Below are 25,722 nucleotides of genomic sequence, written 5' to 3' on the forward strand. Positions count from 1 at the left end.
ACGTTACCTTCCCCTAGGCTGAGGGAACACTCAGCCCCGCCCCATGCGCGTCGAAATCGCCGCGCATCGAGCTTTCAGAGGTGTGCATGTTCAAGAAGATCCTTGTGGCGAACCGCGGCGAGATCGCGATCCGCGCCTTCCGTGCGGCTTTCGAGGTCGGGGCGAGGACGGTCGCCGTCTTCCCTCATGAGGACCGCGGCTCGGTCCACCGGCTGAAGGCCGACGAAGCGTATGAGATCGGTGAGCGCGGCCATCCGGTGCGCGCGTACCTGAACGTCGACGAGATCATCCGGGTCGCCCGCGAAGCGGGGGCGGATGCGATCTACCCCGGCTACGGATTCCTCTCCGAGAACCCGGAGCTCGCAGAGAAGGCGGCCGCGAACGGCATCGTCTTCATCGGTCCGCCGGCGGACGTGCTGGAGATGGCGGGGAACAAGGTCGAGGCCAAGCGGCACGCGATCGAGGCGGGCGTGCCCGTGCTCCGGTCGACCGAGGCATCTGATGACGTCGACGCCCTCGTCGCCCAGGCGGACGAGATCGGTTTCCCGCTGTTCGCGAAGGCCGTCGCCGGCGGTGGAGGCCGCGGCATGCGCCGTGTCGAGACCAAGGGCGATCTCGCACCCGCGCTCGCTGAGGCGATGCGCGAGGCGGCGAGCGCGTTCGGCGACCCCCGCATGTTCCTCGAGCAGGCGGTGCTGCGTCCGCGACACATCGAGGTGCAGATCCTGGCGGACAAGACTGGTGAGACCGTGCACCTGTTCGAACGCGACTGCTCTGTGCAGCGACGGCACCAGAAGGTGGTCGAGATCGCTCCGGCCCCGAACCTGGACGACGGCATCCGCACCGCGCTGCACGGCTACGCCGTGGCATTCGCCCGCTCGATCGGCTACGAGAACGCCGGCACCGTGGAGTTCCTGCTCGAGACGGCGGGGGAGCGCGCGGGTGAGGTCGTCTTCATCGAGATGAACCCGCGGATCCAGGTCGAGCACACGGTCACGGAAGAGGTCACCGACGTCGACCTCGTGCAGAGCCAGATGCGCATCGCCTCGGGTCAGACGCTCGCCGATCTCGGGCTCCAGCAGGAGAACCTGCACCTGCGAGGCGCTGCCCTGCAGTGCCGCATCACCACGGAGGACCCCACTCAGGGCTTCCGCCCCGACACCGGCAAGATCACGACGTACCGCTCGCCCGGCGGTGCCGGCGTGCGTCTCGACGGCGGCACCGTGCACCAGGGCGCGCAGATCAGCCCGCACTTCGATTCGATGCTCGCCAAGCTCACGTGCCGCGGGCGCGACTTCCCCGCCGCGGTCGCGCGGGCTCGACGCGCCCTGGCCGAGTTCCGCATCCGCGGCGTCTCCACGAACATCCCGTTCCTGCAGGCGCTGCTCGACGATGCGGCATTCGTCGCGGGCGACGTGAGCACCTCGTTCATCGACGAGCGACCAGAGCTGCTGCGTGGGCGGGCCTCGAAGGACCGCGGCACGAAGATCCTCAACTGGCTCGTGGACGTCACAGTCAACAAGCCGCATGGCGTGCACCCCGGGGTCGTGGACCCGGCGAGCAAGCTGCCGCCGGTCGATCTGACGAGCGAGCCTGTGCCGGGCTCGCGTCAGCGCCTGCTCGAGCTGGGGCCCGAGCGGTTCGCGGCCGACCTGCGGGCGCAGTCCGCCCTGGCGATCACCGACACGACCTTCCGCGACGCGCACCAGTCGCTGCTCGCGACCCGCGTGCGCACCAAGGACCTGGTCGCTGCCGCGCCGTACATCGCGCGGCTGACGCCGGGACTGCTGTCGGTCGAGGCGTGGGGAGGCGCGACTTACGACGTCGCGCTGCGGTTCCTCGGCGAGGACCCATGGGAGCGGCTCGACAAGCTGCGCGCCGCTCTGCCGAACGTCGCGATCCAGATGCTGCTGCGTGGTCGGAACACGGTCGGATACACCCCGTACCCGACAGCCGTCACCGAGGCGTTCGTCGCCGAGGCCGCCGCGAGCGGCATCGACATCTTCCGCATCTTCGACGCGCTCAACGACGTCGAGCAGATGCGACCGGCCATCGAGGCCGTGCGCGCCACGGGCACTGCGGTCGCGGAGGTCGCCCTCTGCTACACCGGAGACCTGCTCAACCCCGCCGAGGACCTCTACACGCTCGACTACTACCTGAAGCTCGCAGACCAGATCGTGGCCGCCGGCGCCCACATCCTCGCCATCAAGGACATGGCGGGTCTGCTGCGCCCCGCGGCCGCCGCGAAGCTCGTCACCGCGCTGCGTGAGCGGTTCGATCTGCCCGTGCACCTGCACACGCACGACACCCCCGGCGGCCAGCTGGCGACCCTGCTCGCCGCGAGTGCAGCAGGAGTCGACGCGGTCGACGCGGCATCCGCTCCGCTGTCCGGAACGACCAGCCAGCCCTCGCTGTCGTCGCTGGTCGCCGCTCTCGCCCACACCGAGCGCGACAGCGGTATCGATCTCGACGGCGTCTCGGATCTCGAACCGTACTGGGAGGCGGTGCGCCGCACCTACGCGCCGTTCGAGTCCGGACTGCCCGGCCCCACGGGACGGGTGTACCACCACGAGATCCCCGGCGGACAGCTGTCGAACCTTCGTCAGCAGGCGAAGGCGCTCGGGCTCGCCGACGACTTCGAGCTCATCGAGGACATGTATGCGGCGGCCGATCGCATCCTCGGCCGGGTGCCCAAGGTCACCCCCTCGTCGAAGGTGGTGGGCGATCTCGCGCTGCACCTCGCGGCTGTGAAAGCCGACCCCGCTGACTTCGAGGCGAACCCCGAGAAGTACGACGTGCCCGATTCGGTCGTGGGCTTCATGGCGGGCGAACTGGGCGACCTGCCCGGCGGCTGGCCCGAGCCCTTCCGTACCAAGGTGCTCGCCGGGCGATCCGTGCGCACCGGTCTGACCGAGATCAGCGCCGATGACGAGGCTGCTCTCGCGGGTGACAGTGCGACGAGGCGGGCGCGGTTGAACACCCTGCTCTTCCCCGCTCCGACACGTGAGTACGAGCAGGCGCGCGAGCAGTACGGCGACCTGTCGGTCCTCGACACGGGCGACTACCTGTACGGACTGGTGCAGGGACAGGAGCACCTGATCGAGATCGACCGGGGCGTGCAGCTCTACGTCGGCCTCGAGGCCATCGGCGATGCGGACGAGAAGGGCATGCGCACGGTCATGACGACGCTGAACGGACAGCTTCGTCCGGTCTTCGTCCGCGACCGGTCCATCGTGGTCGACGCGCACGAGGTCGAGAAGGCCGACACCTCTGTCACCGGCCACGTCGCGGCCCCGTTCTCGGGAGTGGTCACGCTGAAGACCGAGGTGGGAGCGAGGGTGCGAGCCGGTGAGCCGGTCGCATCGATCGAGGCGATGAAGATGGAGGCCGCCATCACGGCACCCGTCGACGGCGTCGTCGAGCGTCTCGCGATCGGTGCCACGCAGCAGGTGGACGCGGGAGATCTTTTGGTCGTGATCAGCCCTTCGCACTAATCTTGTGCGGGTGAAGGCCGCGCACGCGATGCGCACCCGAGGCCTGCATCAGCTGGGAGTGACACCGTGACCATCAAGAAGACATCCGCGAAGGATGAGGAATCGAGAGGGGTGCTCGACGACGCGACGTCCCTGGATACGTCGGCCATCGGCATCCTGGGCACCGCACAGGTGAGCGTGACCCTCCCTCAGTCCGATGACGACGATCTCGCCGATGAGGACGTCGTCGACGGCGAGGTGGTCGACCTGATCATCGACGAGCCGGTCTTCGAACCGGCGACAGAGGCGCCAGAGGTGCCAGAGGCGGATGCCGTCATCCACTCGATCGTGATCGAGCTGCCTGCCGAGGACGACGAAGCCGGCACGGTGGAGTCGGATGCCGCAGCAGACGGGGACGCGGCGCGGCACGCTGCGTCTGAGGCGGCCGCTCCCGCCGAGCTCGAGATCACGGCCGAGCCTGCGGAGCCGGCCGAGCCGGCCGAGCCTGCGGAGCCGGCCGAGCCCCTCGAGTCCGCCGGGCCGGCCGAGCCGGACGCGCATGTGGTCGGGAGCGATGCGGTCGACGAATCCGCGCCCGCGGACGAAGAGGCCGCCGACATCGTCGACGAGGCGGAACCTGGCACGGACCGCGCCACTTCGCCCGCGCCGACCGACATCGTCGCCGAAGAGGCGGCGGCAGCCGCCGCTTTCATCGCACGCGCCAAGGCGGACATCGAGGCGAAGGCAGCAGCAGCCGCGGCATCCGTCTCCCGATCCGCACCCCTGAAGGAGAGCACTGTCGTGGACACCTCGAAGGACAAGACGGTGGCGCCGCAGGCGCGAGCACCTCGCGCCGAGGTGACGCTCACCTCGAAGCGGCTGGATGATCTGGGCGACGCCACGCGTGAGAGCGCCGACCTGCTCACCGCAGATCGTCTGCTCGATCCGCACCAGGTCTCGAAGCCCGAGCCGGAGGGCGCGTGGAGCCACTTCCTCTACACGGTCTCCGGTCGCCGCATCAACATCGGTGACGGGAGAAGAGCGCGCGAGCGCAAGGCGCTCAGCGCCAGGATCGCCGCCCCGCTGTCTGGCGGCGCGCGATTCGTCCCCGTGCTGTCACGCAAGGGGGGCGTGGGCAAGACCACGGTGACCGCGCTGCTCGGGATGGCGCTCGCGGATGCGAGGGAAGACCGCGTCATCGCCGTCGACGCCAACCCTGATCGCGGTACTCTCGCCGACCGCATCGCACGTCCGAACCACAGCCGCTCGGTGCGCGATCTCGTGCGCATCCACGACGAGGTGAAGGGGTATCACGACATCTCGGCCATCGTCGCGCGCGATGCGACCCGGCTCGACGTGCTCGCCTCCGATTCCGACCCCCGGATCGCCGAGGCCTTCAGCGACAGCGACTATCGCGATGTCGCCGATGTCGCGGCGCACTACTACTCGCTCGTGCTCACCGACACCGGCACCGGAATCGTGCACTCGGTCATGTCTGCCACGCTCGACCTCGCGGACCAGATCGTCATCGTGTCGGGTCTCAGCGTCGACGAGGCGAGGCTCGCCTCCGAGACCCTGACATGGCTCGAGACCAACGGCTACGCAGAGCAGGCCCGCGAGGCGATCATCGTGCTCAACCAGTCGACGCCGGGCGCGCCGCTGGTACGGCTGAACGAACTGGAATCGCACTTCCGCACCCGTGCGAAGAAGGTGGTCCGGATGCCGTATGACGCCCACATCGCCGGTGGCGGCACGATCGTGTTCTCGTCCTTGCAGCCCGAGACCCGCGTCGCCGCGCGCGAGCTGGCCGCTCAGCTCGTCGAGGGCCTTCGGGCGAAGGCCGCCTGATGGCGGTTCGCGAGATCCGGGTCTTCGGAGACCCCGTGCTGCGGACCGTGTGCGCGTCGATCGATGAGATCGACGACGGAGTGCGCGCCCTCGTGACCGACCTCGTCGACACGGTCGAACTGCCGGGGCGAGCCGGTGTCGCGGCCCCTCAGATCGGCGTCGCGCTGCGCGCATTCAGCTACAACATCGACGGCGACATCGGATACGTCCTCAATCCCGTGCTCACAGAGGTGCGCGGCGAGGCGGTGCCCACAGGGGAGGGGTGTCTCTCGGTGCCGGGGCTGTGGCACGACGCGCTGCGTCACCCCTGGGCTCGTGTCGAGGGCATCGATCTCGACGGCAACCCCGTCGTGCTCGAGGGCGACGGTCTGCTGGCCCAGGCGCTGCAGCACGAGACAGACCACCTCGACGGGAAGCTGTACCTGTCGCGGCTGGACCCCGAGATCCGAAAGATCGCGATGCGCGAGGTGCGCGAGAGCTCCTGGTTCTGACGCGTCGACGGGCTCACCGACCCGGCGCATGAAGAAAGGGCCCCGCCGAAGCGGGACCCTTTCTTCATGTCGGCTGCTGGGTCAGCCTCCGATGGCGACGTTCGTCGTGGCGACCGGCTCGTCGTAGATCGCGGCGATCTCATCGGCGAAGTCGCTCATGATCACGTTGCGCTTGATCGAGAGCTTCGGAGTCAGGTGCCCTGAGGCCTCGGTCCATTCCGAGTCGAGGATCGTGAACTTGCGGATCGACTCCGCCCGGGAGACGCGCCCGTTCGCGGCGTCGACGGCCTTCTGCACCTCGGCGCGCACGGCGGCGTTCGTCGAGGCCTCCGCGAGCGACATCTCGGCGGGGAGACCGTTGTTCGCGAGCCAGGTCGGCAGCATCTCGGGATCGAGCGTGACGAGCGCCGCGATGAACGGCTTCTGGTCGCCGACGACGACGACCTGACCGATGATCGGATTCGCGCGGATCGGATCCTCGAGAGCCGCGGGGGAGACGTTCTTGCCGCCGGCCGTGACGATGATCTCCTTCTTGCGTCCCGTGATCGTGAGGAAGCCCTCCGAGTCGAAGCTGCCGATGTCGCCGGTGTGGAACCACCCGCCCTCGCTGAACGCATCGGCGGTGGCCTGCGGATTGTTCCAGTACTCCTTGAAGACGTTGATGCCGCGCACCTCGATCTCGCCGTCGTCGGCGAGACGGACCCCGACGCCGGGAAGGGCAGGGCCGACCGTGCCGATCTTCGACTTGTCAGCGAGGTTGACGGTCGCGGGGGCAGTGGTCTCTGTGAGCCCGTACCCCTCGAGGATCACGACGCCGAGGCTGTGGAAGAAGTGTCCGAGGCGCGCGCCGAGCGGTGCGGAACCTGACACGGCGTAGACGACGTTGCCGCCCATGGCCTCGCGGAGCTTGCTGTACACGAGCTTGTTGAACAGGGCGAACTTCAGCTTCATGCCGAACGGCACGGGCTTGCCCTGTTCGAGGAGCTTGGAATGCTCGACGGCCACGTCTGCCGCGGCGCGGAAGATCTTGCCCTTGCCGCCGGCCTCGGCCTTCTGCTCGGCGGAGTTGTAGACCTTCTCGAAGACGCGGGGGACCGCGAGGAGGAAGGTGGGCTTGAACGAGCCGAGCGCGGGCAGAAGCTGGCGGGTGTCGGGCTGATGCCCGGTGCGGACTCCCGCGTGCACGTCGAGGATCGAGATGAACCGCGCGAACACGTGTGCGGTGGTGATGAACAGCAGAGTCGAGGCGCCCGGTGTCTGCACCACCTTGTCGAGCGCCTTGGCCGAGTTGCGCGCCAGCTCGACGAAGTTGCTGTGGGTCAGCACGCACCCCTTGGGGCGCCCGGTGGAGCCGGAGGTGTAGATCAGCGTGGCGATGTCGCTGCCCACGGCGAGGTTGCGGCGGCGCTCGATCTCGGCATCCGTCACCGAGGCGCCCTGGGCGGTGAGCGTGTCGATCGCCCCGAGGTGCATCTGCCAGACCTCGCGGATCAGCGGCAGGTCGCTGCGGACCTCGTCGACGCGGGCGAAGTGCTCCGGCGACTCCACGAGGAGCGCGATCGCGCCAGAGTCCTCGAGGATCCACTGGATCTGACTCGGCGAGCTGGTCTCGTAGATCGGCACCATCACGGCGCCGGCGTAGAAGAGCGCGAAGTCGACCAGAGACCACTCGTAGGTCGTGCGCGCGAGGAATCCGACCTTCTCGCCCGGCTGGATGCCTGCGGCGACGAAGCCCTTGGCGAGGGCGATCACGGCCGTCTGGAAGTCTGCGGCGGTGATGTCGCGCCAGCCGTCGCCTTCGGGCACCGAGAAGAGAGCGCGGTCCGGAGTCGCCTCGACGCGCTTCACCAGGATGTCGGCGATGTTCGCGTCGGGGTCGGCGGGGACGACGGCGGGGACTTCAAACTGAACCACGGCAGCTCCTTCGGTACCGGTCGGGCACGATGTCCTCCCGAGTCTAAGGCATGGCACTCAATATCACCCATCGTGGAACTCAGTCGCCCTTCGTCAACGGATGCCGGACTCGGCGCTAGACTTCACCCGATGTTCTACTGGCTGATGAAGTACGTGGTGATCGGCCCCGTGGTCAAGGCGGTCTTCCGCCCCTGGGTCGTCGGACGGGCCAACGTGCCCGCGAGCGGCGCGGCGATCCTCGCGAGCAACCACCTGTCCTTCGCCGACTCCATCTTCCTTCCGCTCATGATCGACCGGCCGATGTCCTTCCTCGCCAAGAGCGACTACTTCACCGGGCGGGGCATCAAGGGCTGGGCGACGAGGTTCTTCATGAGCGCCACCGGTCAGATCCCGATCGACCGCTCCGGCGGCAAGGCATCTGAGGCGTCTCTGAACACGGGTCTGCAGGTGCTCGGACGCGGCGACCTGCTCGGCATCTATCCCGAGGGGACCCGCAGCCCCGACGGCAAGCTCTATCGCGGACGCACCGGCATCGCGCGGATGGCGCTCGAGGCCAAGGTCCCGGTGATCCCCGTCATCATGGTCGACACCGACACGGCCATGCCGATCGGCCGCCGCGTCCCGAACGTGATGCGGGTGGGCATCGTGATCGGGGAGCCCCTCGACTTCTCGCGCTACACGGGCATGGAGAACGATCGCTACATCCTCCGCTCGGTCACCGACGAGATCATGGTCGCGCTGCAGAGGCTCGGCGAGCAGCAGTACGAGGACGTCTACGCCTCGACCGTGAAGGACCGCCTCCCGGCGACCGCCTCACGGCGATCGTGAGACCCGCCGACCAGTAGGCTGGGTGCATGCAAAAGCACCACATCGACGCGCTTGACGCGTGGCGCTCGCTCCCGATCAAGCAGCAGCCCCAGTGGCCCGATGCCGAACGCGTCGCAGAGGTGTCCCAGCAGATCGCCGCCCTCCCTCCGCTCGTCTTCGCGGGAGAGGTCGACAACCTCCGCGATCGCCTGGCGCGCGCGGCGTCCGGTCGTGCTTTCCTGCTGCAGGGCGGAGACTGCGCCGAGACCTTCGCCGGCGCCACCGCCGAGCAGATCCGCAACCGGATCAAGACGGTGCTGCAGATGGCCGTCGTCCTCACCTACGGAGCCTCGATGCCCGTGGTCAAGATGGGGCGCATGGCCGGTCAGTTCGCCAAGCCCCGCTCGAGCGACAGCGAGACCCGCGGAGACGTCACGCTCCCGGCGTACCGCGGCGACATCGTCAACGGCTACGACTTCACCGAGCTCTCACGTCAGGCCGACCCCGGCCGCCTGCTGCAGGGCTATCACACGGCAGCCTCCACGCTGAACCTCATCCGCGCCTTCACGCAGGGTGGCTTCGCCGACCTCCGCGAAGTGCACTCGTGGAACAAGGGCTTCGCGCAGAACCCGGCCAACCAGCGCTACGAGCGGATGGCGGCGGAGATCGATCGTGCGATCAAGTTCATGGAGGCGGCCGGCGCCGACTTCGACGAGCTCAAGCGCGTGGAGTTCTTCACAGGCCACGAAGGCCTCCTGATGGACTACGAGCGTCCGATGACGCGCATCGACTCGCGCACCGACACTCCGTACAACACCTCCGCGCACTTCCTTTGGATCGGCGAGCGCACGCGCGAGCTCGACGGCGCGCACGTCGACTACTTCTCGAAGATCCGCAACCCGATCGGTGTGAAGCTCGGCCCGACGACGACTCCCGAGACGGCTCTCGCGCTCATCGACAAGCTCGACCCGGACCGCGAGCCGGGCCGCCTGACCTTCATCACCCGCATGGGCGCAGGCAAGATCCGCGATGCGCTGCCGCCGCTGCTCGAGGCAGTGCGCGATTCCGGAGCGCAGCCGCTGTGGGTCACCGATCCGATGCACGGCAACGGGATCACGACGCCCACCGGCTACAAGACCCGTCGCTTCGACGACGTGGTCGACGAGGTGCGCGGCTTCTTCGAGGCGCACCGCGCGGTCGGCACGTTCCCCGGCGGCATCCACGTGGAGCTCACCGGTGACGACGTCACCGAGTGCCTGGGCGGATCGGAGCACATCGACGAGGCCGCTCTCGCGACCCGTTACGAGAGCCTGTGCGACCCGCGCCTGAACCACATGCAGTCGCTCGAGCTCGCGTTCCTCGTGGCCGAGGAGCTCGAGAAGCGCTGACCAGGGGAGGCCCCGCCGCTCCCGCCGCACGACACGAGGTGCGGCAGGGCGACGCGGGGCTCACCACGCCCATCGGCTGCGCGCTGGGCGTTGTAAACGGAGTCGCCGCGGTGTGCCGGAAGCTCGACATGGCCCGCACCTGGCGTCAGGTCAGTCCTTGAGCCCCATCTGCAGCACGATCGTCGCGCCCTTGCGCTGAGGGTCGGTGGGGCTGTACGACACGACCTTCGTGTTCTTGTTGTCGAGCAGGTCCCAGGCGACGTCGGGGATCATCGTGTCGCTCGTGTACGTCCACTGGAAGCCCGCGGCGCTCAGCGCCTCCTTGGCCTTGTCGCGCGTCATGCCCGTGACATCGGGGACGTCGTACAGCTGCGGACCCTTCGACACGATCAGCTGGATCGTGTCGCCGGGGCGCCAGGATCCGGCCTCGGCGCGGTCTGCGTAGCCGATCACCTTGTCCTTCGCGACGTCTTCGCTGAACACCGTCTGACTCTCGGGATTCACGACGAGGCCCTTGTCCGTGAGGGTCTTGGTCGCCTGATCGACGGTCATGCCGCTGACGTCGGGCACGGGGCCCAGGGAGACCTGGATCGTGGCGGTGTCCTTCTCGAACACGGTGCACCCCTGATCGCATCCGAAGGCGTCGCCCCCTGCACGGGGCGTGATGCGGACGTTGAGCACCTTGCCGTTGTCCAGGTCGTCGAAGTACTGCTCGTCGTCGGTGAGCTCGAGATTCGCCGCAGTGAGCGCCTGCCTGACGGCGTCGACGTCCTGGCCGGTGACGGGGGCGATGTCGTGCGACGCCGGCCCCTTCGACACGATGAGCACGACCGGCACGCCCTTGTCGAGCCGTTCACCTGCACCCGGATCGCTGTCGATCACGATCCCGGCGTCGACGTCGACGGAGAACTCGTCCTGCCGCTGCGGCTCGAAGCCCTCGGCCGTCAGGGCGTTCGCAGCATCCTCGTAGGCCATCCCTGCGACCGCCGGCACGGCGATCAACGACCCGGGACCCGACCCGAACCACCAGCCGACACCTCCCGCGACCACCGCGAGAAGCAGCACGAGCGTGAGGAGGAACGCTCCGCGCGCGCGACGCTTGGAGGTGCGCCGACGAAGGAGCGTGGCGTTGTCGATCGTCTGCGGGGCCGGCGCGGTCGGATCGGCAAGCACCGCGGTCTGCGGCATGACCTTGGTGAGGTCGCCCGAGTCATGCGCCCGCTGCGGAGCGTTCGCCGCGGCCACCGCGGGGGCGACGCCGAGGTCGCGCTCGATCTCACGGAGACGCTCGAGCATCTGTCCCGCGTCATCCGGCCGCTCGTCCGGCGACTTCTCGGTCGCCCACAGCACCAGCTCATCCAGCTGCTCCGGCACGCCGGGGTTGCGCACGCTCGGTCGCGGGACCGACTCGGTCGCGTGCTGGAAGGCGATCTGCATCGGCTGCTCGCCCTTGTACGGCTGCTCGCCCACGAGCATCTCGTACAGCATGATGCCGAGCGCGTAGATGTCGCTGCGCGCATCGGCCGTGCCGCGCGTGACGAGCTCGGGGGCGAGGTAGGCGATCGTGCCGAGCAGCTGCTGCCCTGTGGCGGTGTTCGCGGTGGTCGCGCGCGCGAGCCCGAAATCGCCGATCTTGATCCGGCCGTCCTCGGCGAGCAGCACGTTCTCGGGCTTGACGTCTCGATGCACGATTCCCGCACGGTGCGCTGCGGAGAGGCCGGCGAGCACCGCATCCATGATCGTGATTGTCTGCGAGATCGTGAGGCGCTTCTGCTCGCGCAGCAGCTCGCGCAGCGTGATGCCGGGCAGGTACTCCATCACGAGGTAGGCGAGCTCGCCGTCCTGGCCCTGGTCGAAGACGTTGACCACGTGCGGGTCCGCCAGACGGGCGGCCGCGCGAGCCTCCTGGATGAATCTGCTCTGGAAGTTCGAGTCATCGCTCAGGTGCGCGTGCATGACCTTGAGTGCGATGCGGCGTTCGAGCCGGAGGTCGGTCGCGACGTACACCGTGGCCATTCCGCCGCGGGCGATGCGGGCTCGTACGCGGTAGCGACCGTCGACAAGTCGCCCGATGAGGGGGTCGGCCTGCTGATTGGTCGTCACGTCAAGATTCTAGGGAAGGCAGACTGAAAGCCTGCGGAACGGCTCGCCCCTCGGGCCTGACGGTTTGCAGCGAGTCTCAGCCGTGCTGGGCGAGCCACTGATACGCCTGCGTCTCCCACTGCCCGTACTTGTCGGGGTAGGCGGAGATCTGCACGGCCTGCGCAGCCGCCGTGAACGGCATGGATTCCCAGCCGGGAATGTCCAGAAGACCGCGGGTGATCTGCCCGTTCGGGTCGCTCTGGCCGCCGAAGAACGCACGCGTGCTGCGATCGGGGTCGAGGATCTGCTCCGCCGCGCCCCAGCCCGTGCTCGGCCGCTGCTGGAACAGTCCGAGCGAGTCGCGGTCGCCATGGTCGACGTTGCGCAGACCGGATTCGACCATCGCCGTGGCCAGCGCGATGGCGAGCCCGCGGTCGGAGACGCCGAGCTGACGTCCGATCGCGATGATCAGCGCCGCATTCGCCGCCTGCTCGGCGTCAAGGGCGGCGCTGAGCTGTCCGCCGGCCTGTACCGGGGGAGCGGAGACCACGATGCTCTGGCCGGGGTAGATGATCGACTCCGCGGTCAGCGCATTCCATGCGTACAGGGATGCCGTCGACGTGCCGTACTTCTGCGCGATGCCGAAGAGGGTGTCTCCCGCGACGACGGAGTGGGTCTGCGCCCCCGGAGCGGTGACGGGAGTCGGCGAGTCCGCCGCAGCGGTCACGGCTGCCGGGGCAGCGGCGCCGGAGATCGCCAGGCTCTGGCCGGGATAGATCAGGGATGCGCGAGTGAGGCCGTTGGCCGCCAGGACGGCGTCGACAGAGGTGCCGTACTTCTGAGCGATGCCGTAGACGGTGTCGCCGGACACGACGACGTGGCTCTGCGAGGTCGGGGCAGCGGATGCCGGTGCGCTCGCCCCCGCGAGCGACAGCGTCTGGCCCGGGTAGATCACCGATCGCCACGTGAGGCTGTTCCAGGCGAGGACGTCGGCCGTGCGCAGCCCATGACGCTCTGCGATGGCGGAGATCGTGTCGCCTGGCTGGACGACATAGGTCGTCGGGACGGACGCCGGGATCACCCGCAGAGCAGGAACCGCCGGCACGTGAGCGTGCACGGGAGCTGCGTCGGCCGCCGCGGGTACGATCGCCATGCTTCCGGTGAGACTGCCGATGACGGCCGCCGGCACGCCGATCTGCAGATAGCGGGTGCGACGGGCTGTGGTGTTCAGTCTCACGGTTCCCCCTTGTTCGACGTCTGCCCACGCTGACACGTATGTAAACAGAAGTCAACAAGAGTTACTCAAGTGAACGATGTGACTGGAGTGAAGATATGCGCCTCGGGCGCGGAGGTGAGATAGTGGCAACGTGTCTGCACCAACTGAGAACTCGTCCGCCTGGCTGACCATGCCCGACCTCGTCGAGGTTCTCGACGTACCGCTCGGTCGCGTGCGTCGCTTGATCGACGAGCACTATCTGATCGGCTCCAAGCGCAGCGGCGTCTTCGCCGTCCCCGCGGTCTTCATCGTCGACGGACACCCGCTGCCGTCGCTGCGCGGCACCATCATCGCCCTGCAGGACGCCGGCCTCACCGATGACGAGGCCGTGGACTGGCTGCTCGCGGAGGAGGAGACCATGGGACGCTCCCCGATCGATGCTCTTCTCGCCGGTCACAAGAGCGAAGTGCGACGCATCGCGCGCACTCTGGCCTGATCAGGCCGACCGGGTCGTCGACGCTCGGGCGAGGTCCCGCAGATCGCCGACCGCCGAGTTCTCGAGACGGGCGCCGGACAGCGCGCGATCGGCCGCCGAGGCGTAGTCGTCGATCATCGACTCGACGCGGTGCAGAGCTCCCGAGGCCCTGATCGTGGCCTGCAGGAACGAGATCTGCTCGGCCGTGAGATCCGGGTCGCCCAGCATCTCGTCGAACAGGTTCCGGGCCGAGATGTCCAGACCCTCCCTCGTGAGCGCGACGAGCGCCGTGCGCTTGCCCTCCCGCAGATCGTCCCCTGCGGGCTTTCCGGTGACCGCCGAGTCGCCGAACACTCCGAGCACATCGTCGCGCAGCTGGAACGCCATGCCGACCGGGTGCCCGAACCGGCGGAGCGCCCGCAGCTGCTCCTCGTCGGCGCCCGCGACTGCGGCACCGAGGACCAGCGGCTGCTCGATGCTGTAGCGCGCCGACTTCAGCGACGCTATGCGGAGCGCTCGTTCCAGGTGCGAATCCGCCGAGTTCACGCTCCACGCGGACTCCTCGGCGATGTCGAGGAACTGCCCCACCGTCACGTCTCGACGCATGCGGGCGTACTCGCGGCGCACGGCATCGGCGAGCGGATGCTGCGCGAGCGCCTGCTCGAGAAGATCGTCGCTCCACGCGACGAGGAGATCCCCCAGGAGTATGGCGGCAGATCGGCCGAAGGCCGCGGCGTCTCCGCTCCAGCCGGCATCCACATGCGAGCCCTCGAGCGCCCTGTGCGCTGCGGGACGCCCGCGGCGCGTGTCCGAGTTGTCGATGAGGTCGTCGTGCACGAGCGCGGCCGACTGGAAGATCTCCAGGGCTGCGCAGACATCCCACACCGCCGTCGTCTCAGCGGCGTCCCGGTCGGAGAAGCGCGCGACGGCCTGCCATCCCGAGTGGCAGAAGCGGGCGCGCAGCCGCTTGCCGCCCACGAGCGTGCGGGCTCCCGCGTCGATCATGGCCGCGGCATCCGGGCCGTACTCCACCGCTTCGGCGCGCATCCGCTTCAGGAACAGACGCAGGCGATCGGCGACGGCGTCTGAGACGAGTTCGGGTGACGGCACGACTCCCAGCATACGTAAAGCCAATACCCCTCCGAACGGCTACCCCACTCGGGGATGGCGCGCGTAGAATGGTCGGAAGATACCCGAGGGGGACGAAATGCCACTCTCCGAACAGGAGCAGCGTCTGCTCGATGAGATGGAACGCCATCTCCTCCACAACGACGCCGACGTCGTGAGCGCGCCCAGCGGCGACCGCGCTCTGAGCTACCGCAATCTCGTGTACGGGGCACTGCTGCTCCTCGTCGGGATCGGCGGTCTCATCGCCGGCGTCATCGTCGGTGACGTCTGGGGCATCATCATCGGCGTCGTGGCCTTCGCCGCGATGCTGGGCGGTGTCATGCTCGCCGTCACTCCCGTGCGGCGCCCGATGTCGGCCGCGCCCCGTGAGAGCGCGAAGAAGAAGCAGCAGCAGAGTTCCGCATCGTTCATGGATCGAATGAACGATCGCTGGGATCGCCGCCAAGACGGTCACTGACCGCTTCACACTTCACAGGCCCGGATGCTGAGCATCCGGGCCTTTTTGCTGTCTGCCGCGAGGCCTCCACGAGGCTCCACTCGTCCTCCACTCACCCTCCACCTTCCTCCACCGCGGAATCATGCGGTTCTGAAGGGTGCCTCGTCGCGAAAGTGCTGGTATTTCCCAGAATGGCCGTAGGAAAGTGGAGGGAAGTGGAGTAAAGTGGGGCGCACCTCGAGTTGGCCGGACGCAGAGGGGGTGATGGCTGATGTTGCTGGGAACGCATTCTCCGAAGCTGGACGACAAGGGACGGGTCATCCTTCCTGCGAAGTTCCGCGAAGACCTCGGCGGCGGCATCGTCGTCACCCGAGGGCAGGAGCGCTGCCTCTACGTCTTCAGCACGGCCGAGTTCGAGTCCATGCACGAGCGGATCCGTCAGGCTCCGCTCGCGAACAAGCAGGCGCGCGACTTCATGCGCCTGTTCCTCTCCGGTGCCAGTGCGGAGATGCCCGACAGCCAGAACCGCATCACCATCCCGCAGCATCTGCGTCAGTACGCAGGACTGCAGAAAGAGCTCATCGTCACCGGAGTCGGCGCCCACGCCGAGATCTGGGATGCCGAGAGCTGGAACGCCTACCTCGCCGCCGGCGAGGAGACCTACTCCGAGCTGGAGCAGGAGGTGATTCCGGGCCTGTTCTGACCACGGCTGTGATGCCCCGCCGCTCCCGCCCCGACACACTTCCCCGGTGCCGGGTCGAGAAGCGGAGGGGGATCAGAGCCGAAGGTCTACCCGAGAAAGATCATGAACCTCCGAGACATCCACACCCCGGTCCTGCTCGAACGCTGCGTCGAGCTGCTCGCTCCCGCCCTCAAGGCGGACGGAGCGGTGCTCGTTGACGCCACTCTCGGGATGGGCGGTCACTCCGAGGCCCTGCTCGAGCGCTTCCCGAACATCCGCCTGGTCGGCCTCGACCGCGACACCGATGCGCTTCGCATCGCGGGAGAGCGGCTCGCGCGCTTCAAAGACCGGATCACCCTGGTGCATACGGTGTACGACGAGATCGGCCTGCACGCGCAGGGCGCCTCCGGCATCCTGTTCGACCTCGGCGTCTCGTCCCTGCAGCTGGATGAGGCGGAGCGCGGGTTCGCGTATTCCAAGGATGCTCCGCTCGACATGCGGATGGACCAGACCAAGGGCATCACGGCCGCCGAGGTGATCGCCACGTACAGCGAGGGCAACCTCCGCCGCATCTTCGAGCGCTACGGCGAGGAGAAGTTGGCCGGCCGGTACGCGCGCTTCATCATCGAGGCGCGGCAGAAGAAGCCGATCGCCCGCTCAGGCGAGCTCGTCGACATCCTGATCGCCGCGACGCCCGCCGCGGCACAGCGTGCAGGCCACCCTGCCAAGCGCGTGTTCCAGGCGCTGCGTATCGAGGTCAACGCCGAGCTCAACGTGCTCGCCGACGCGATCCCCGCGGCGATGGATGCTCTCGCCGTCGGCGGCCGCATCGTCGTGATGTCGTATCAATCGCTCGAGGACCGTCTGGTCAAGCAGGCGTTCGCGGCAGGCGCGGCCTCGACGGCGCCGAAGGGACTGCCGGTCGAGCTTCCCGAGCACGCCCCGAAGTTCAAGATCATCACCCGCGGCGCCGAACTCGCCGACGACGACGAACGCGCCCGCAACCCGCGGGCGATCCCCGTGCGACTGCGCGCGGCAGAGAAGGTGCGAGAGAACGCATGAGCCTGAACGCCACTGCACGCAAACCCCTCGTCGCACCCGACGCGCCCACCAGGGCTCCTCGTCCTCGGCTCACGCCGGTGCCGAAGACGGCGGCCCGTCGCAAGCCGAAGCTGGCGTATGCGCTGGTCGCGCTCGGCGGCGCGATGGCCATCGGCGCCGCGCAGATCGGTCTGTCGCTCGCGATCACGCAGGACTCCTACACGCTCGCCTCGCTGAACACGCAGCAGCGCACGCTCGACCTGCAGACCGACGCGCTCCAGGAGGAGCTCACCGGTCTGAGCTCGCCGCAGGCTCTCGCCTCCAGCGCCGCGGCGCTGGGCATGGTGGTCGCCGGCTCGCCTTCGTACCTGCGGCTCAGCGACGGCGCCGTGTTCGGCACCGGCGCGGGGGCGGGGTGGTCGTCGACGGTCGACCCCACCGGTTCGGGAGCGGTCAGCAACTCGCTGCTCGTCCCGCCCGCGCACGCCGACGCGAACGACGGGCCGGTCACCGACGATGCGGTCGCAGAGAGCGAGCAGCTTCCGCCGGCGATCACCGACGGCCTGCCGAGCCCCGAGACCCACTGACGACACGACCACGAAAGAATTGACGGAGAGAGTCCATGACGACACGAGCCACCCGGAGCCCCCGGCGACGCACGGTCGTCGCCCTCGCCGTGATCCTGTCGATCCTCGGCGTCTTCATCGTGCGTCTCGTAGACATCCAGGTCGTGAGCGCCGATGAGCACGTCTCGCAGTCGCTGAAGTACCTCGGCGACCGCACCTCGATCCCCGGTCAGCGCGGTTCGGTGGTCGACGCCAACGGCACGGTCCTCGCCGAGAGCGTCACTGTTTACGACTGGAACATGGATCCGAAGGCGATGAACGCGGTCGAGACGAACGAAGACGACCCGCCCGAGATCCCCTGGGCAGAGGCGTCGACGAAGATCGCCGAGATCATGGGGCTGAACGCCGACGAGCTGCGGGCAGGCGTGGCCGCGGCTCGGGAGGAGAACCCCGACACGCAGTGGTACCAGCTCGCCAAAGGGCTCAACGCCAAGACGTTCACCGAGCTCAAGGCGCTCAAGCTCCCTTACCTGCACTTCGATGAGCGCGAGACGCGGGTGTACCCGAACGGCGCCGTGGCCGGCAACGTGATCGGGTTCCTCGACGGCTCTGGCGCGCCTCAGGCCGGCATCGAGAAGATGGAGACCCAGTGCCTCGCGCCGACCAACGGCGAGGAGACCTACCGCAAGGGCACGAACAACGTCGTGATCCCGGGCAGCGAGCAGCGCACGGATGCCGTGAACGGGGGCACCGTGCAGCTGACGATCAACAGCGACCTGCAGTGGTACATGCAGCAGATGATCGCCGAGGAGGCGCAGGCGCAGGGCGCGCAGGGCGGAACGGTCACCGTCGTCGAGGTCAAGACGGGGAAGATCCGGGTGGCGGCCGAATGGCCGACGATGGACCCCAACAACCTGAACGCCTCATCGCCCGACACCTGGGGCAGCAAGCTCTTCACCTATCCGTTCGAGCCGGGCTCGACCTTCAAGCCCGTCACCGCCGCAGCCATCATCGAGAACGCGGGAGTGACGCCCACCAGCCCGACGGTGTCGGCATCGTCGAAGGAGCACTTCCCGAACGGCGCCGTGATCAACGACGCCTTCGCGCACCCCACGTACAACTACACGCTGGCAGGCGCACTCATCGACTCCTCGAACGTCGCGCTCTCGAAGTTCGGCACGATGGTCAGCCCTGACGTGCGCTTCGACTACCTGCAGCGCTTCGGCGTCGGAACGCCTACGGTCGACTTCCCGGCAGAAGCCCGGGGTGACCTTCCGCCCACCAGCGAGTGGGACAACCAGTCGCTGTACACGACGACGTTCGGACAGCACTTCACCGTCACGGCTCCCCAGGTCGCGGGCGCGTATCAGGCGATCGCGAACGGCGGCGAGAAGATCGACCTCTCGCTGATCGAGTCCTGCACGGACGCTGACGGCACGGTCCACAAGGCGGCCGACCCCGAGAAGAAGCAGATCATTAAGCCCGAGACCGCTGCAGAGCTCACTCGCATGCTCGAGAACGTCGCGGTGCAGGGCGGAAACGCCGAGCGCATCAAGGTCCCCGGCTATCGCGTGACGAGCAAGACCGGCACCGCGCAGATCCCTGACGGCAACGGCGGCTACAAGGCGGGCGTGTACTACACGAGCATGGTCGGCTTCGCTCCGGTCGACGATCCGCAGTACGTCGTGATCGTCACTCTGGACCAGCCGACTAGAATCACATCATCGGCTGCGACGGCATCCGCCTTCCAGAAGGCGATGACGCAGGTCATGAAGACCTACCGCGTGATGCCCTCGACCGTCCCGATGGACGCGCTGCTTCCCAAGTTCGAATAGCCGGCACGAGCCGTGCCTGGAGATGTCATGATCGCCCTGTCGCTCGCTGAGATCGCCGCCATCATCGGCGGTGAACTGCGCCTCGTCGACCCCGACACGGCGGACACCGTCGTGGACGGCGTCGTCGACACCGATTCCCGCACGATGACCGAGGGGTCGATCTTCGTCGCCAAGCCAGGGGCGGAGACCGACGGGCATCGCTTCGTCGGGAACGCCGTCGCCGCAGGCGCCGCGCTCGCGATCGTCGAGCATCCTGTCGACGAGAACGTCTCGCAGATCGTCGTCGCCGATGTCGTGGCGGCTCTGGCCGCGCTGGCGCGCGAGGTCGTCGCGCGCGTGCGGGCGGCGGGCGATCTCAAGATCGTCGGCATCACGGGCTCCAACGGCAAGACCACGACCAAGAACTTCCTCGCGCGCATCCTCGCGGACGAAGGCGAGACCGTCTCGCCGATCAACTCGTACAACAACGAGGTCGGCGCCCCCGTGACGATGCTGCGGGTCACGTACGGCACGCGCTACCTCGTGAGCGAGTTCGGAGCGGCGGCGCCCGGCAGCATCGCGCATCTCGCCGGTCTCGTCGAGCCAGACGTCGCCGTGGTGCTCATGGTCGGCATGGCCCATGCTGGCGGGTTCGGCGGCATCGAGGCGACCGCCAAGGCGAAGTCCGAGCTCGTGGCCGCCGCACGCCCCGACGGCACCGCGGTGCTGAACATCGACGACCCGAGGGTCGCGGCGATGCGCGAGCTCGCCGAGTCGCGCGGTATGAGCGTGGTCGGGTTCGGGCAGTCGGCGGCTGCCGACGTGCGCGCGCACGACCTGGTCGTGACGGCCTCGGGGACCACATGCGAGATCGAGGTGGCAGGCGAGCGGATGCCGCTGCACCTGCGCGTCCTCGGCGCCCACCATGTGAACAACGCGATGGCGGCGATCGCGGCGGCAGGGGTGCTCGGCGTTCCGGCATCCGACGCCATCGCGCGTCTGGAGACGCTCGACATCGCAGAGCGCTGGCGCATGCAGCCCATGGGCAACGACCGGGTCCGCATCATCAACGACGCGTACAACGCGAGCCCCGACTCGATGGCCGCGGCTCTTCGCACGCTGGCTCAGATAACGGGCCCTGGCGAGCGCACGGTCGCTGTCCTCGGCGCGATGAGCGAGCTCGGCGAGACCGCGGGGGAGGAGCACGACCGCATCGGCCTGCTCGCCGTGCGGCTGAACATCCAGCGCATCGTGGTCGTCGGCCCCGAGGCGCGCAGGCTCTACATCTCCGCGATCGGCGAGGGCTCGTGGGACAGCGAGGCCGTGCACTTCCCGGACCAGGACGCGGCGTTCGAATATCTGCGCACCGAGCTGCGCGACGGCGACCGCGTGCTCGTGAAGTCATCCAACTCCGTAGGCCTCCGGCATCTCGGCGATCGTCTGGGAGAATTGTTCTCGTGAGGTCACTCATCATGGCGGCGGCCATCTCGCTCGCCTTCACCCTCTTCCTGACTCCCGTCTTCCTGCGGCTGTTCCGCAAGTGGGGCTGGGGCCAGGTCATCCGAACCCCTGAGGCGATCGAGAACCCGAGCCACGAGGCCAAGCGCGGTACTCCCACCATGGGCGGCGTCATCTTCATCCTCGGCACGCTGGTCGGCTATTTCACCGGCGTCTTCGTCGGCGGAGGAGTGCCGTCCGTGTCGGCCCTGCTGCTGATCTGGGTCATGATCGGCTTCGGAGCGGTCGGATTCATCGACGATTACATGAAGGTGCGCAGCCAGCGCAGTCTCGGTCTCTCGGGCTGGCGCAAGATCATCGGCCAGCTGCTCGTGATGGTCCCCTTCGGCATCGTTGCGCTGAACTTCCCGAACCGCTCGGGGCAGACCCCGGCATCCGGCGCCGTCTCGCTCTTCCGTGACATCCCCTGGCTGAACCTGTTCGTCTTCGGCGTGATCGGCGGGTGGATCCTCTACCTGGTCTGGATCTCCGTGATCGGCGTCGCCACGTCGAACAGCGTGAACCTCACCGACGGCCTCGACGGCCTCGCTGCCGGAGCGGGGATCCTGGTCGTCACCTCCTACGGGCTGATCGCCTTCCGCCAGTTCCAGCAGTCGTGCGTGGGGGAGTCGATCGAGAAGGCGGCGATCGGCGGATGCTACGAGGTGCGAGACCCTCTGGATCTCGCCGTGATCGCGGCGGCCTTCGCGGCCAGCCTGATCGGCTTCCTGTGGTGGAACGCGCCCAAGGCGAAGGTTTTCATGGGCGACGTCGGCTCGATGTCGATCGGCGGCGTGATCACGGCTCTGGCCATCCTCACCCGCACCGAGCTGCTGCTCTTCGTGATCGCGGGCGTCTTCGTGCTCTCCTCGGGGTCGGTGATCCTGCAGCGCGCCTATTTCAAGATCACGCGCGGCAAGCGGCTCTTCCTGATGAGTCCGTTCCATCACCATCTCGAGATGCGCGGCTGGTCCGAGGTCACGATCGTGGTGCGCCTGTGGATCATCGCCGGGCTCCTCGCGGTGTCGGCGGTCGGCCTCTTCTACGTCGAATGGCTCACCCGTGTCAGCTGAGTCGCGCCTCGCGACGCTGACGAGCTGGAACTCCGACTGGTCGGGACTCCGCGTCGCGGTGCTCGGACTGTCCATGACGGGCTTCGCTGTGGCGGACACGCTCACAGAACTGGGCGCCAAGGTGCTCGTGCTCTCGGAGTCGGCGGAGGAGGAGTACGAGCGACTGCTGCCGGTGATCGGTGCGGAGCTCGAACTCGGATCCCTCGCGGCCGTTCCTCAGACCCTCGTCGACTTCGAGCCGGAGGTCGTGATCGCCTCGCCGGGCTTCTCTCCGGCTCATCCTGTGATCCGCTGGGCTCAGAGCGAGGGCATCGCGATCTGGGGTGACGTCGAGCTCGCCTGGCGCGTGCGCGACAAGGTGACCCGCGCAGACGGAACGCCCGCGGAATGGGTGCTCATCACGGGGACGAACGGCAAGACCACGACCACGCAGCTCACCGCGTCTCTGCTCGTGGAAGGCGGACTGCGAGCGGCGCCCTGCGGCAACATCGGGGTTCCGGTGCTCGACGCCGTGCGCGACCCGGCGGGCTTCGACGTACTGGTTGTCGAGCTGTCGAGCCATCAGCTCTGGTACATCGGCCAGTCCCAGCTCGAGGGGCAGCTGATCCCCTACGCCTCGGTGTGCCTGAACCTTGCGGATGACCACCTGGTCTGGCACGGCAGCGCCGAGGCCTACCGCGCCGCGAAGTCGTTCGTCTATCGCAACACGAAGGTCGCCTGCGTCTACAACAAGGCCGACGAGGCCACGCGTCGCATGGTGGAGGAAGCCGATGTCGTGGAGGGCGCCAGGGCGATCGGCTTCGACCTGGGCACCCCGGGGCCCAGCGACGTCGGCATCGTGGAAGGTCTCCTGGTCGACCGCGCGTTCCTCGACGATCGGGCGCGCAGCGCCCTGGAGCTCACCACGCTCCGCGATCTCGAAGAGGCCGGTCTCGCCGCACCGCACATCGTGCAGAACATCCTCGCCGCCAGCGCTCTCGCCCGGTCGCTCGGAGTCGAGCCGGAGGCCATCCACTCGGCCCTGCAGAAGTTCGCGCTCGACGCGCACCGCATCCAGGTCGTGGCGCGGCACGCCGGTGTCACCTGGGTCGACGATTCGAAGGCCACGAACCCGCACGCGGCGGCGTCGTCGCTGCGCGCCTATCCCGGCGCGGTCTGGGTCGTCGGCGGGGATCTGAAGGGCGTCGACATCGCCGATCTCGTCGCCGAGGTCGGCGGCACGGCTCGCGCCGCGGTCGTGATCGGCGTCGAGCGTGAAGCCGTCATCACGGCATTCCGGCGACACGCGCCCGTGGTGCCGGTCTTCGAAGTGGATGCTGGCGAGACTGGTCAGGTCATGAACCGTGTCGTGGAGATCGCGGCGGGGATCGCTGGTGACGAGGGGACGGTTCTGCTGGCCCCTGCGGCAGCATCCTTCGACCAGTTCTCCGGTTACGCGGATCGTGGCCGCCGCTTCGCCGAAGCGGTGCGGGAATGGATCGACCGGGGGAGAGCCGATGACTCAGGTGGCTCGCACTCCGCGCACTGACACTTCCGGCGCATCGTCGCGCGGGTTCGCCGCCCGGGTCACGCTCGGCCGCCGCTTCACACCCGTGTCGACGGAGTTCCTGATGATCGCGTCGACGGCGCTGCTGCTGACGATCTTCGGGCTCGTGATGGTGCTCTCGGCGACCAGCGCCGACGCCGTGTCGAAGGGCGCCAACCCGATGGACGGCGCCATGAGGCAGGGCATCTTCGCCCTGCTCGGCATCCCGCTCATGTTCGTGATCTCACGGATGCCGATCTCGCTGCTGAAGAAGCTGGCCTGGCCCGCGCTGTTCGGCGCGGTGGCGCTGCAGATGCTCGTCTTCACCCCACTCGGCATCGAGGACGCAGGAAACCGCAACTGGATCAAGATCGCAGGGTTCACGCTGCAGCCGTCGGAGTTCCTCAAGCTCGCCCTGGCGGTCTGGATCGGCTACGTCCTGATGCGCAAGCAGACCATGCTCGGCACGTGGCACCAGGTGTTCATCCCCGTCGTTCCCGTGTCGGCACTCGCCATCGGGACCGTGCTGGCGGGCAAGGACCTGGGCACCTCGATGGTGCTCGTGCTCATCATGCTCGGCTGCCTGTTCTTCTCCGGCGTCAAGCTGCGGCTGTTCATCATCCCCGTGATCCTGGGCGTGCTCTCGGTGCTCGCGCTCGCCCTGACGAGCGAAGACCGGATGCGCCGCATCACGGCCGTCTGCTCGGACATGAGCGACTACGAGAAGAACTGCTACCAGTCCATCCACGGCATGTGGGGCATGGCGACCGGCGGGATCTTCGGTGTCGGGCTCGGGAACTCGCAGGAGAAGTACGGCTGGCTTCCCGCAGCCGGCAACGACTTCATCTTCGCGATCGTCGGCGAGGAGCTCGGGCTCATCGGTTGCCTCGTCGTGCTCGCTCTGTTCGCGACCTTCGCGATCGGCGTCTTCCACATCATCCGCAAGACGAACGATCCGTTCATCCGCATCGCCGCGGGGGGGATCACCGTCTGGATCGTCGGCCAGGCCATCTTCAACATCGGCGTCGTGATCGGCCTCTTCCCGGTCATGGGCGTGCCGCTGCCGTTCATGTCGCAGGGCGGCACGGCGCTGCTCGCGGTGCTCATCGCGTGCGGGGTGCTGCTCGCCTTCGCTCGCACGATCCCCGCAGTCGAGCGGGGTAAAGTCACCAGGTGACCACGTACCTTCTTGCCGGCGGAGGCACCGCCGGCCATGTCAACCCCCTGCTCGCCGTCGCCGATGGGCTGCGCGAGCGGGATTCCGCGGCATCCGTCCTCGTGCTCGGCACGGCGGAAGGCCTCGAGTCGCGGCTGGTTCCGGCGCGCGGATACGAACTGCTCATCGTCGACAAGGTGCCATTCCCCCGACGGCCGAACCGTCAGGCCGCCGCGTTCCCCGGTCGGTTCCGCAGGGCGATCGCGCAGGTCCGCGAGCACATCCGCACTCATGGTGTCGATGTGGTCGTCGGCTTCGGCGGGTACGCCTCTGCTCCGGCGTACGTCGCGGCGCGTCGTGAGGGCGTGCCCTTCGTGGTGCACGAGGCCAATGCGAAGCCCGGCCTCGCGAACGTGCTCGGCGCCCGTCGCGCGGCCGCGACGGGTGTCGCGTTCGACGGCACGCCGTTGCGCGGTGGCGAGGTCGTCGGCATGCCGCTGCGTCGCGAGGTCATCGATCTCGATCGTGCGGCCCGCCGCGACGAAGCCGCGGAGTACTTCGGATTGGATGCCGCGCGCCCCGTGCTCCTGGTGTTCGGCGGCTCCCTCGGGGCGCAGCGGCTGAACGATGCCCTGGCTGGATCGTGGGCCGACATCCTCGCGGCGGGCTGGCAGCTGCTGCACGTGACGGGTGAGCGCAGCGACCTCGAGGATCCGCAGGTGCCCGGCTACGCGATGCGCCGCTACGTCGACCGCATGGACCTCGCCTTCGCTCTCGCCGACCTGATCGTGTCGCGCTCCGGTGCGGCGACCGTCAGCGAGATCAGCGCACTCGGAATCCCCGCCCTGTACGTGCCCTACTCGGTCGGCAACGGCGAGCAGCGGCTGAACGCGGCGTCGGCCGTGGCCGCAGGAGCCGCCGAGCTGCTCGACGACGCGACCTTCGACGGCGACGCGGTGCGTCGCATCGTCGTCCCCCTGCTCGGCGATGCCGAACGCCTCGAGCGGATGTCGGCGGCGGCCGAGCAGGTCGGAACCCGAAGCGGTACCGACAACGTCATCGCGCTCGTCGACCGGGCGCTGTCGGCCGCCGATCGCTGAGCGCGCACCT

20 protein-coding genes are annotated in these 25,722 nt (G+C 68.2%); 16 read left to right on the plus strand and 4 right to left on the minus strand.

Translation table 11 applies throughout. The features are described 5' to 3' along the window. Positions 1-86 precede the first annotated feature (86 nt). The 3 genes from RS84_RS12815 to RS84_RS12825 all read left to right on the plus strand — a co-directional run bounded on the left by RS84_RS12815 (position 87) and on the right by RS84_RS12825 (position 5,812). Entirely contained in the window at positions 87-3,494 is a 3,408-nt protein-coding gene (locus RS84_RS12815) for a pyruvate carboxylase (protein WP_045258222.1), read from the plus strand. A gap of 66 nt (positions 3,495-3,560) precedes the next feature. Further along, entirely contained in the window at positions 3,561-5,321 is a 1,761-nt protein-coding gene (locus RS84_RS12820; protein WP_045258223.1) for a MinD/ParA family protein, read from the plus strand. Continuing rightward, the gene (locus RS84_RS12825) at positions 5,321-5,812 is read left to right on the plus strand and encodes a peptide deformylase (protein ID WP_045258224.1); all 492 of its coding nucleotides are present in this window, start codon (positions 5,321-5,323) and stop codon (positions 5,810-5,812) included. The genes RS84_RS12820 and RS84_RS12825 overlap by 1 nt, the downstream gene beginning before the upstream one ends. Before the next feature lie 81 nt (positions 5,813-5,893). Here RS84_RS12825 and RS84_RS12830 read toward each other — a convergent pair whose 3' ends face one another. Next, the gene (locus RS84_RS12830; RefSeq protein ID WP_045258225.1) at positions 5,894-7,726 is read right to left on the minus strand and encodes an AMP-dependent synthetase/ligase; all 1,833 of its coding nucleotides are present in this window, start codon (positions 7,724-7,726) and stop codon (positions 5,894-5,896) included. A gap of 129 nt (positions 7,727-7,855) precedes the next feature. On the opposite strand from RS84_RS12830, the gene RS84_RS12835 reads away from it, so the two are divergent. Together RS84_RS12835 and RS84_RS12840 are read left to right on the plus strand one after the other, a co-directional pair. Beyond that, complete coding sequence (locus RS84_RS12835; RefSeq protein ID WP_045258226.1) at positions 7,856-8,554, plus strand: lysophospholipid acyltransferase family protein; 699 nt, start codon at positions 7,856-7,858, stop codon at positions 8,552-8,554. Between the two features lie 26 nt (positions 8,555-8,580). Then, positions 8,581-9,921 carry a class II 3-deoxy-7-phosphoheptulonate synthase gene (locus tag RS84_RS12840; protein ID WP_045258227.1) on the plus strand — a complete coding sequence of 447 codons (1,341 nt, stop codon included), beginning with the start codon at positions 8,581-8,583 and terminating at the stop codon, positions 9,919-9,921. A 150-nt stretch (positions 9,922-10,071) separates the two neighbouring features. On the opposite strand, the gene pknB is transcribed toward RS84_RS12840, so the two are convergent. Continuing rightward, positions 10,072-12,024, minus strand: a complete 1,953-nt coding sequence (gene pknB / locus RS84_RS12845) for a Stk1 family PASTA domain-containing Ser/Thr kinase (protein WP_045258228.1) — start codon at positions 12,022-12,024, stop codon at positions 10,072-10,074. 76 nt (positions 12,025-12,100) lie between these two features. Then, positions 12,101-13,240: a LysM peptidoglycan-binding domain-containing protein gene (locus RS84_RS12850; protein WP_052676359.1), complete on the minus strand. Its 1,140-nt coding sequence runs from the start codon at positions 13,238-13,240 to the stop codon at positions 12,101-12,103. 130 nt (positions 13,241-13,370) lie between these two features. On the opposite strand from RS84_RS12850, the gene RS84_RS12855 reads away from it, so the two are divergent. Continuing rightward, positions 13,371-13,715, plus strand: coding sequence for an Rv2175c family DNA-binding protein (locus tag RS84_RS12855; protein WP_414738822.1), 345 nt, complete (start codon positions 13,371-13,373; stop codon positions 13,713-13,715). Here RS84_RS12855 and RS84_RS12860 read toward each other — a convergent pair whose 3' ends face one another. Beyond that, positions 13,716-14,816, minus strand: a complete 1,101-nt coding sequence (locus RS84_RS12860; protein ID WP_045258230.1) for a polyprenyl synthetase family protein — start codon at positions 14,814-14,816, stop codon at positions 13,716-13,718. Between the two features lie 85 nt (positions 14,817-14,901). Here RS84_RS12860 and RS84_RS12865 point away from each other — a divergent pair, with 85 nt between their 5' ends. The 10 genes from RS84_RS12865 (at position 14,902) to RS84_RS12910 (ending at position 25,712) form a co-directional block, all read left to right on the plus strand. Continuing rightward, a complete protein-coding gene (locus RS84_RS12865) occupies positions 14,902-15,279 on the plus strand; it encodes a DUF3040 domain-containing protein (RefSeq protein ID WP_045258231.1) in 378 nt (125 codons plus the stop codon). 250 nt (positions 15,280-15,529) lie between these two features. Further along, complete coding sequence (gene mraZ, locus RS84_RS12870) at positions 15,530-15,961, plus strand: division/cell wall cluster transcriptional repressor MraZ (RefSeq protein WP_045258232.1); 432 nt, start codon at positions 15,530-15,532, stop codon at positions 15,959-15,961. A gap of 102 nt (positions 15,962-16,063) precedes the next feature. After that, complete coding sequence (rsmH, locus tag RS84_RS12875) at positions 16,064-17,002, plus strand: 16S rRNA (cytosine(1402)-N(4))-methyltransferase RsmH (RefSeq protein WP_045258233.1); 939 nt, start codon at positions 16,064-16,066, stop codon at positions 17,000-17,002. After that, a complete protein-coding gene (locus RS84_RS12880; protein ID WP_045258234.1) occupies positions 16,999-17,568 on the plus strand; it encodes a hypothetical protein in 570 nt (189 codons plus the stop codon). The genes rsmH and RS84_RS12880 overlap by 4 nt, the downstream gene beginning before the upstream one ends. Positions 17,569-17,603: 35 nt before the next feature. Continuing rightward, the gene (locus RS84_RS12885; protein WP_045258235.1) at positions 17,604-19,382 is read left to right on the plus strand and encodes a peptidoglycan D,D-transpeptidase FtsI family protein; all 1,779 of its coding nucleotides are present in this window, start codon (positions 17,604-17,606) and stop codon (positions 19,380-19,382) included. A gap of 27 nt (positions 19,383-19,409) precedes the next feature. Next, positions 19,410-20,822 (plus strand): UDP-N-acetylmuramoyl-tripeptide--D-alanyl-D-alanine ligase, encoded by a 1,413-nt coding sequence (locus RS84_RS12890; RefSeq protein WP_045258236.1) that lies wholly within the window; start codon positions 19,410-19,412, stop codon positions 20,820-20,822. Further along, positions 20,819-21,931, plus strand: a complete 1,113-nt coding sequence (mraY, locus tag RS84_RS12895; RefSeq protein ID WP_045258237.1) for a phospho-N-acetylmuramoyl-pentapeptide-transferase — start codon at positions 20,819-20,821, stop codon at positions 21,929-21,931. Before RS84_RS12890 ends, mraY begins: the two co-directional genes overlap by 4 nt. Then, positions 21,921-23,459 carry a UDP-N-acetylmuramoyl-L-alanine--D-glutamate ligase gene (gene murD / locus RS84_RS12900; RefSeq protein WP_045258238.1) on the plus strand — a complete coding sequence of 513 codons (1,539 nt, stop codon included), beginning with the start codon at positions 21,921-21,923 and terminating at the stop codon, positions 23,457-23,459. Before mraY ends, murD begins: the two co-directional genes overlap by 11 nt. After that, positions 23,428-24,633: a putative lipid II flippase FtsW gene (gene ftsW, locus RS84_RS12905; protein WP_045258239.1), complete on the plus strand. Its 1,206-nt coding sequence runs from the start codon at positions 23,428-23,430 to the stop codon at positions 24,631-24,633. The genes murD and ftsW overlap by 32 nt, the downstream gene beginning before the upstream one ends. Beyond that, complete coding sequence (locus RS84_RS12910; protein WP_045258240.1) at positions 24,630-25,712, plus strand: UDP-N-acetylglucosamine--N-acetylmuramyl-(pentapeptide) pyrophosphoryl-undecaprenol N-acetylglucosamine transferase; 1,083 nt, start codon at positions 24,630-24,632, stop codon at positions 25,710-25,712. The genes ftsW and RS84_RS12910 overlap by 4 nt, the downstream gene beginning before the upstream one ends. Positions 25,713-25,722: the final 10 nt, after the last annotated feature.

Source organism: Microbacterium hydrocarbonoxydans, from assembly GCF_000956475.1.
GTDB lineage: Bacteria > Actinomycetota > Actinomycetes > Actinomycetales > Microbacteriaceae > Microbacterium > Microbacterium hydrocarbonoxydans_A.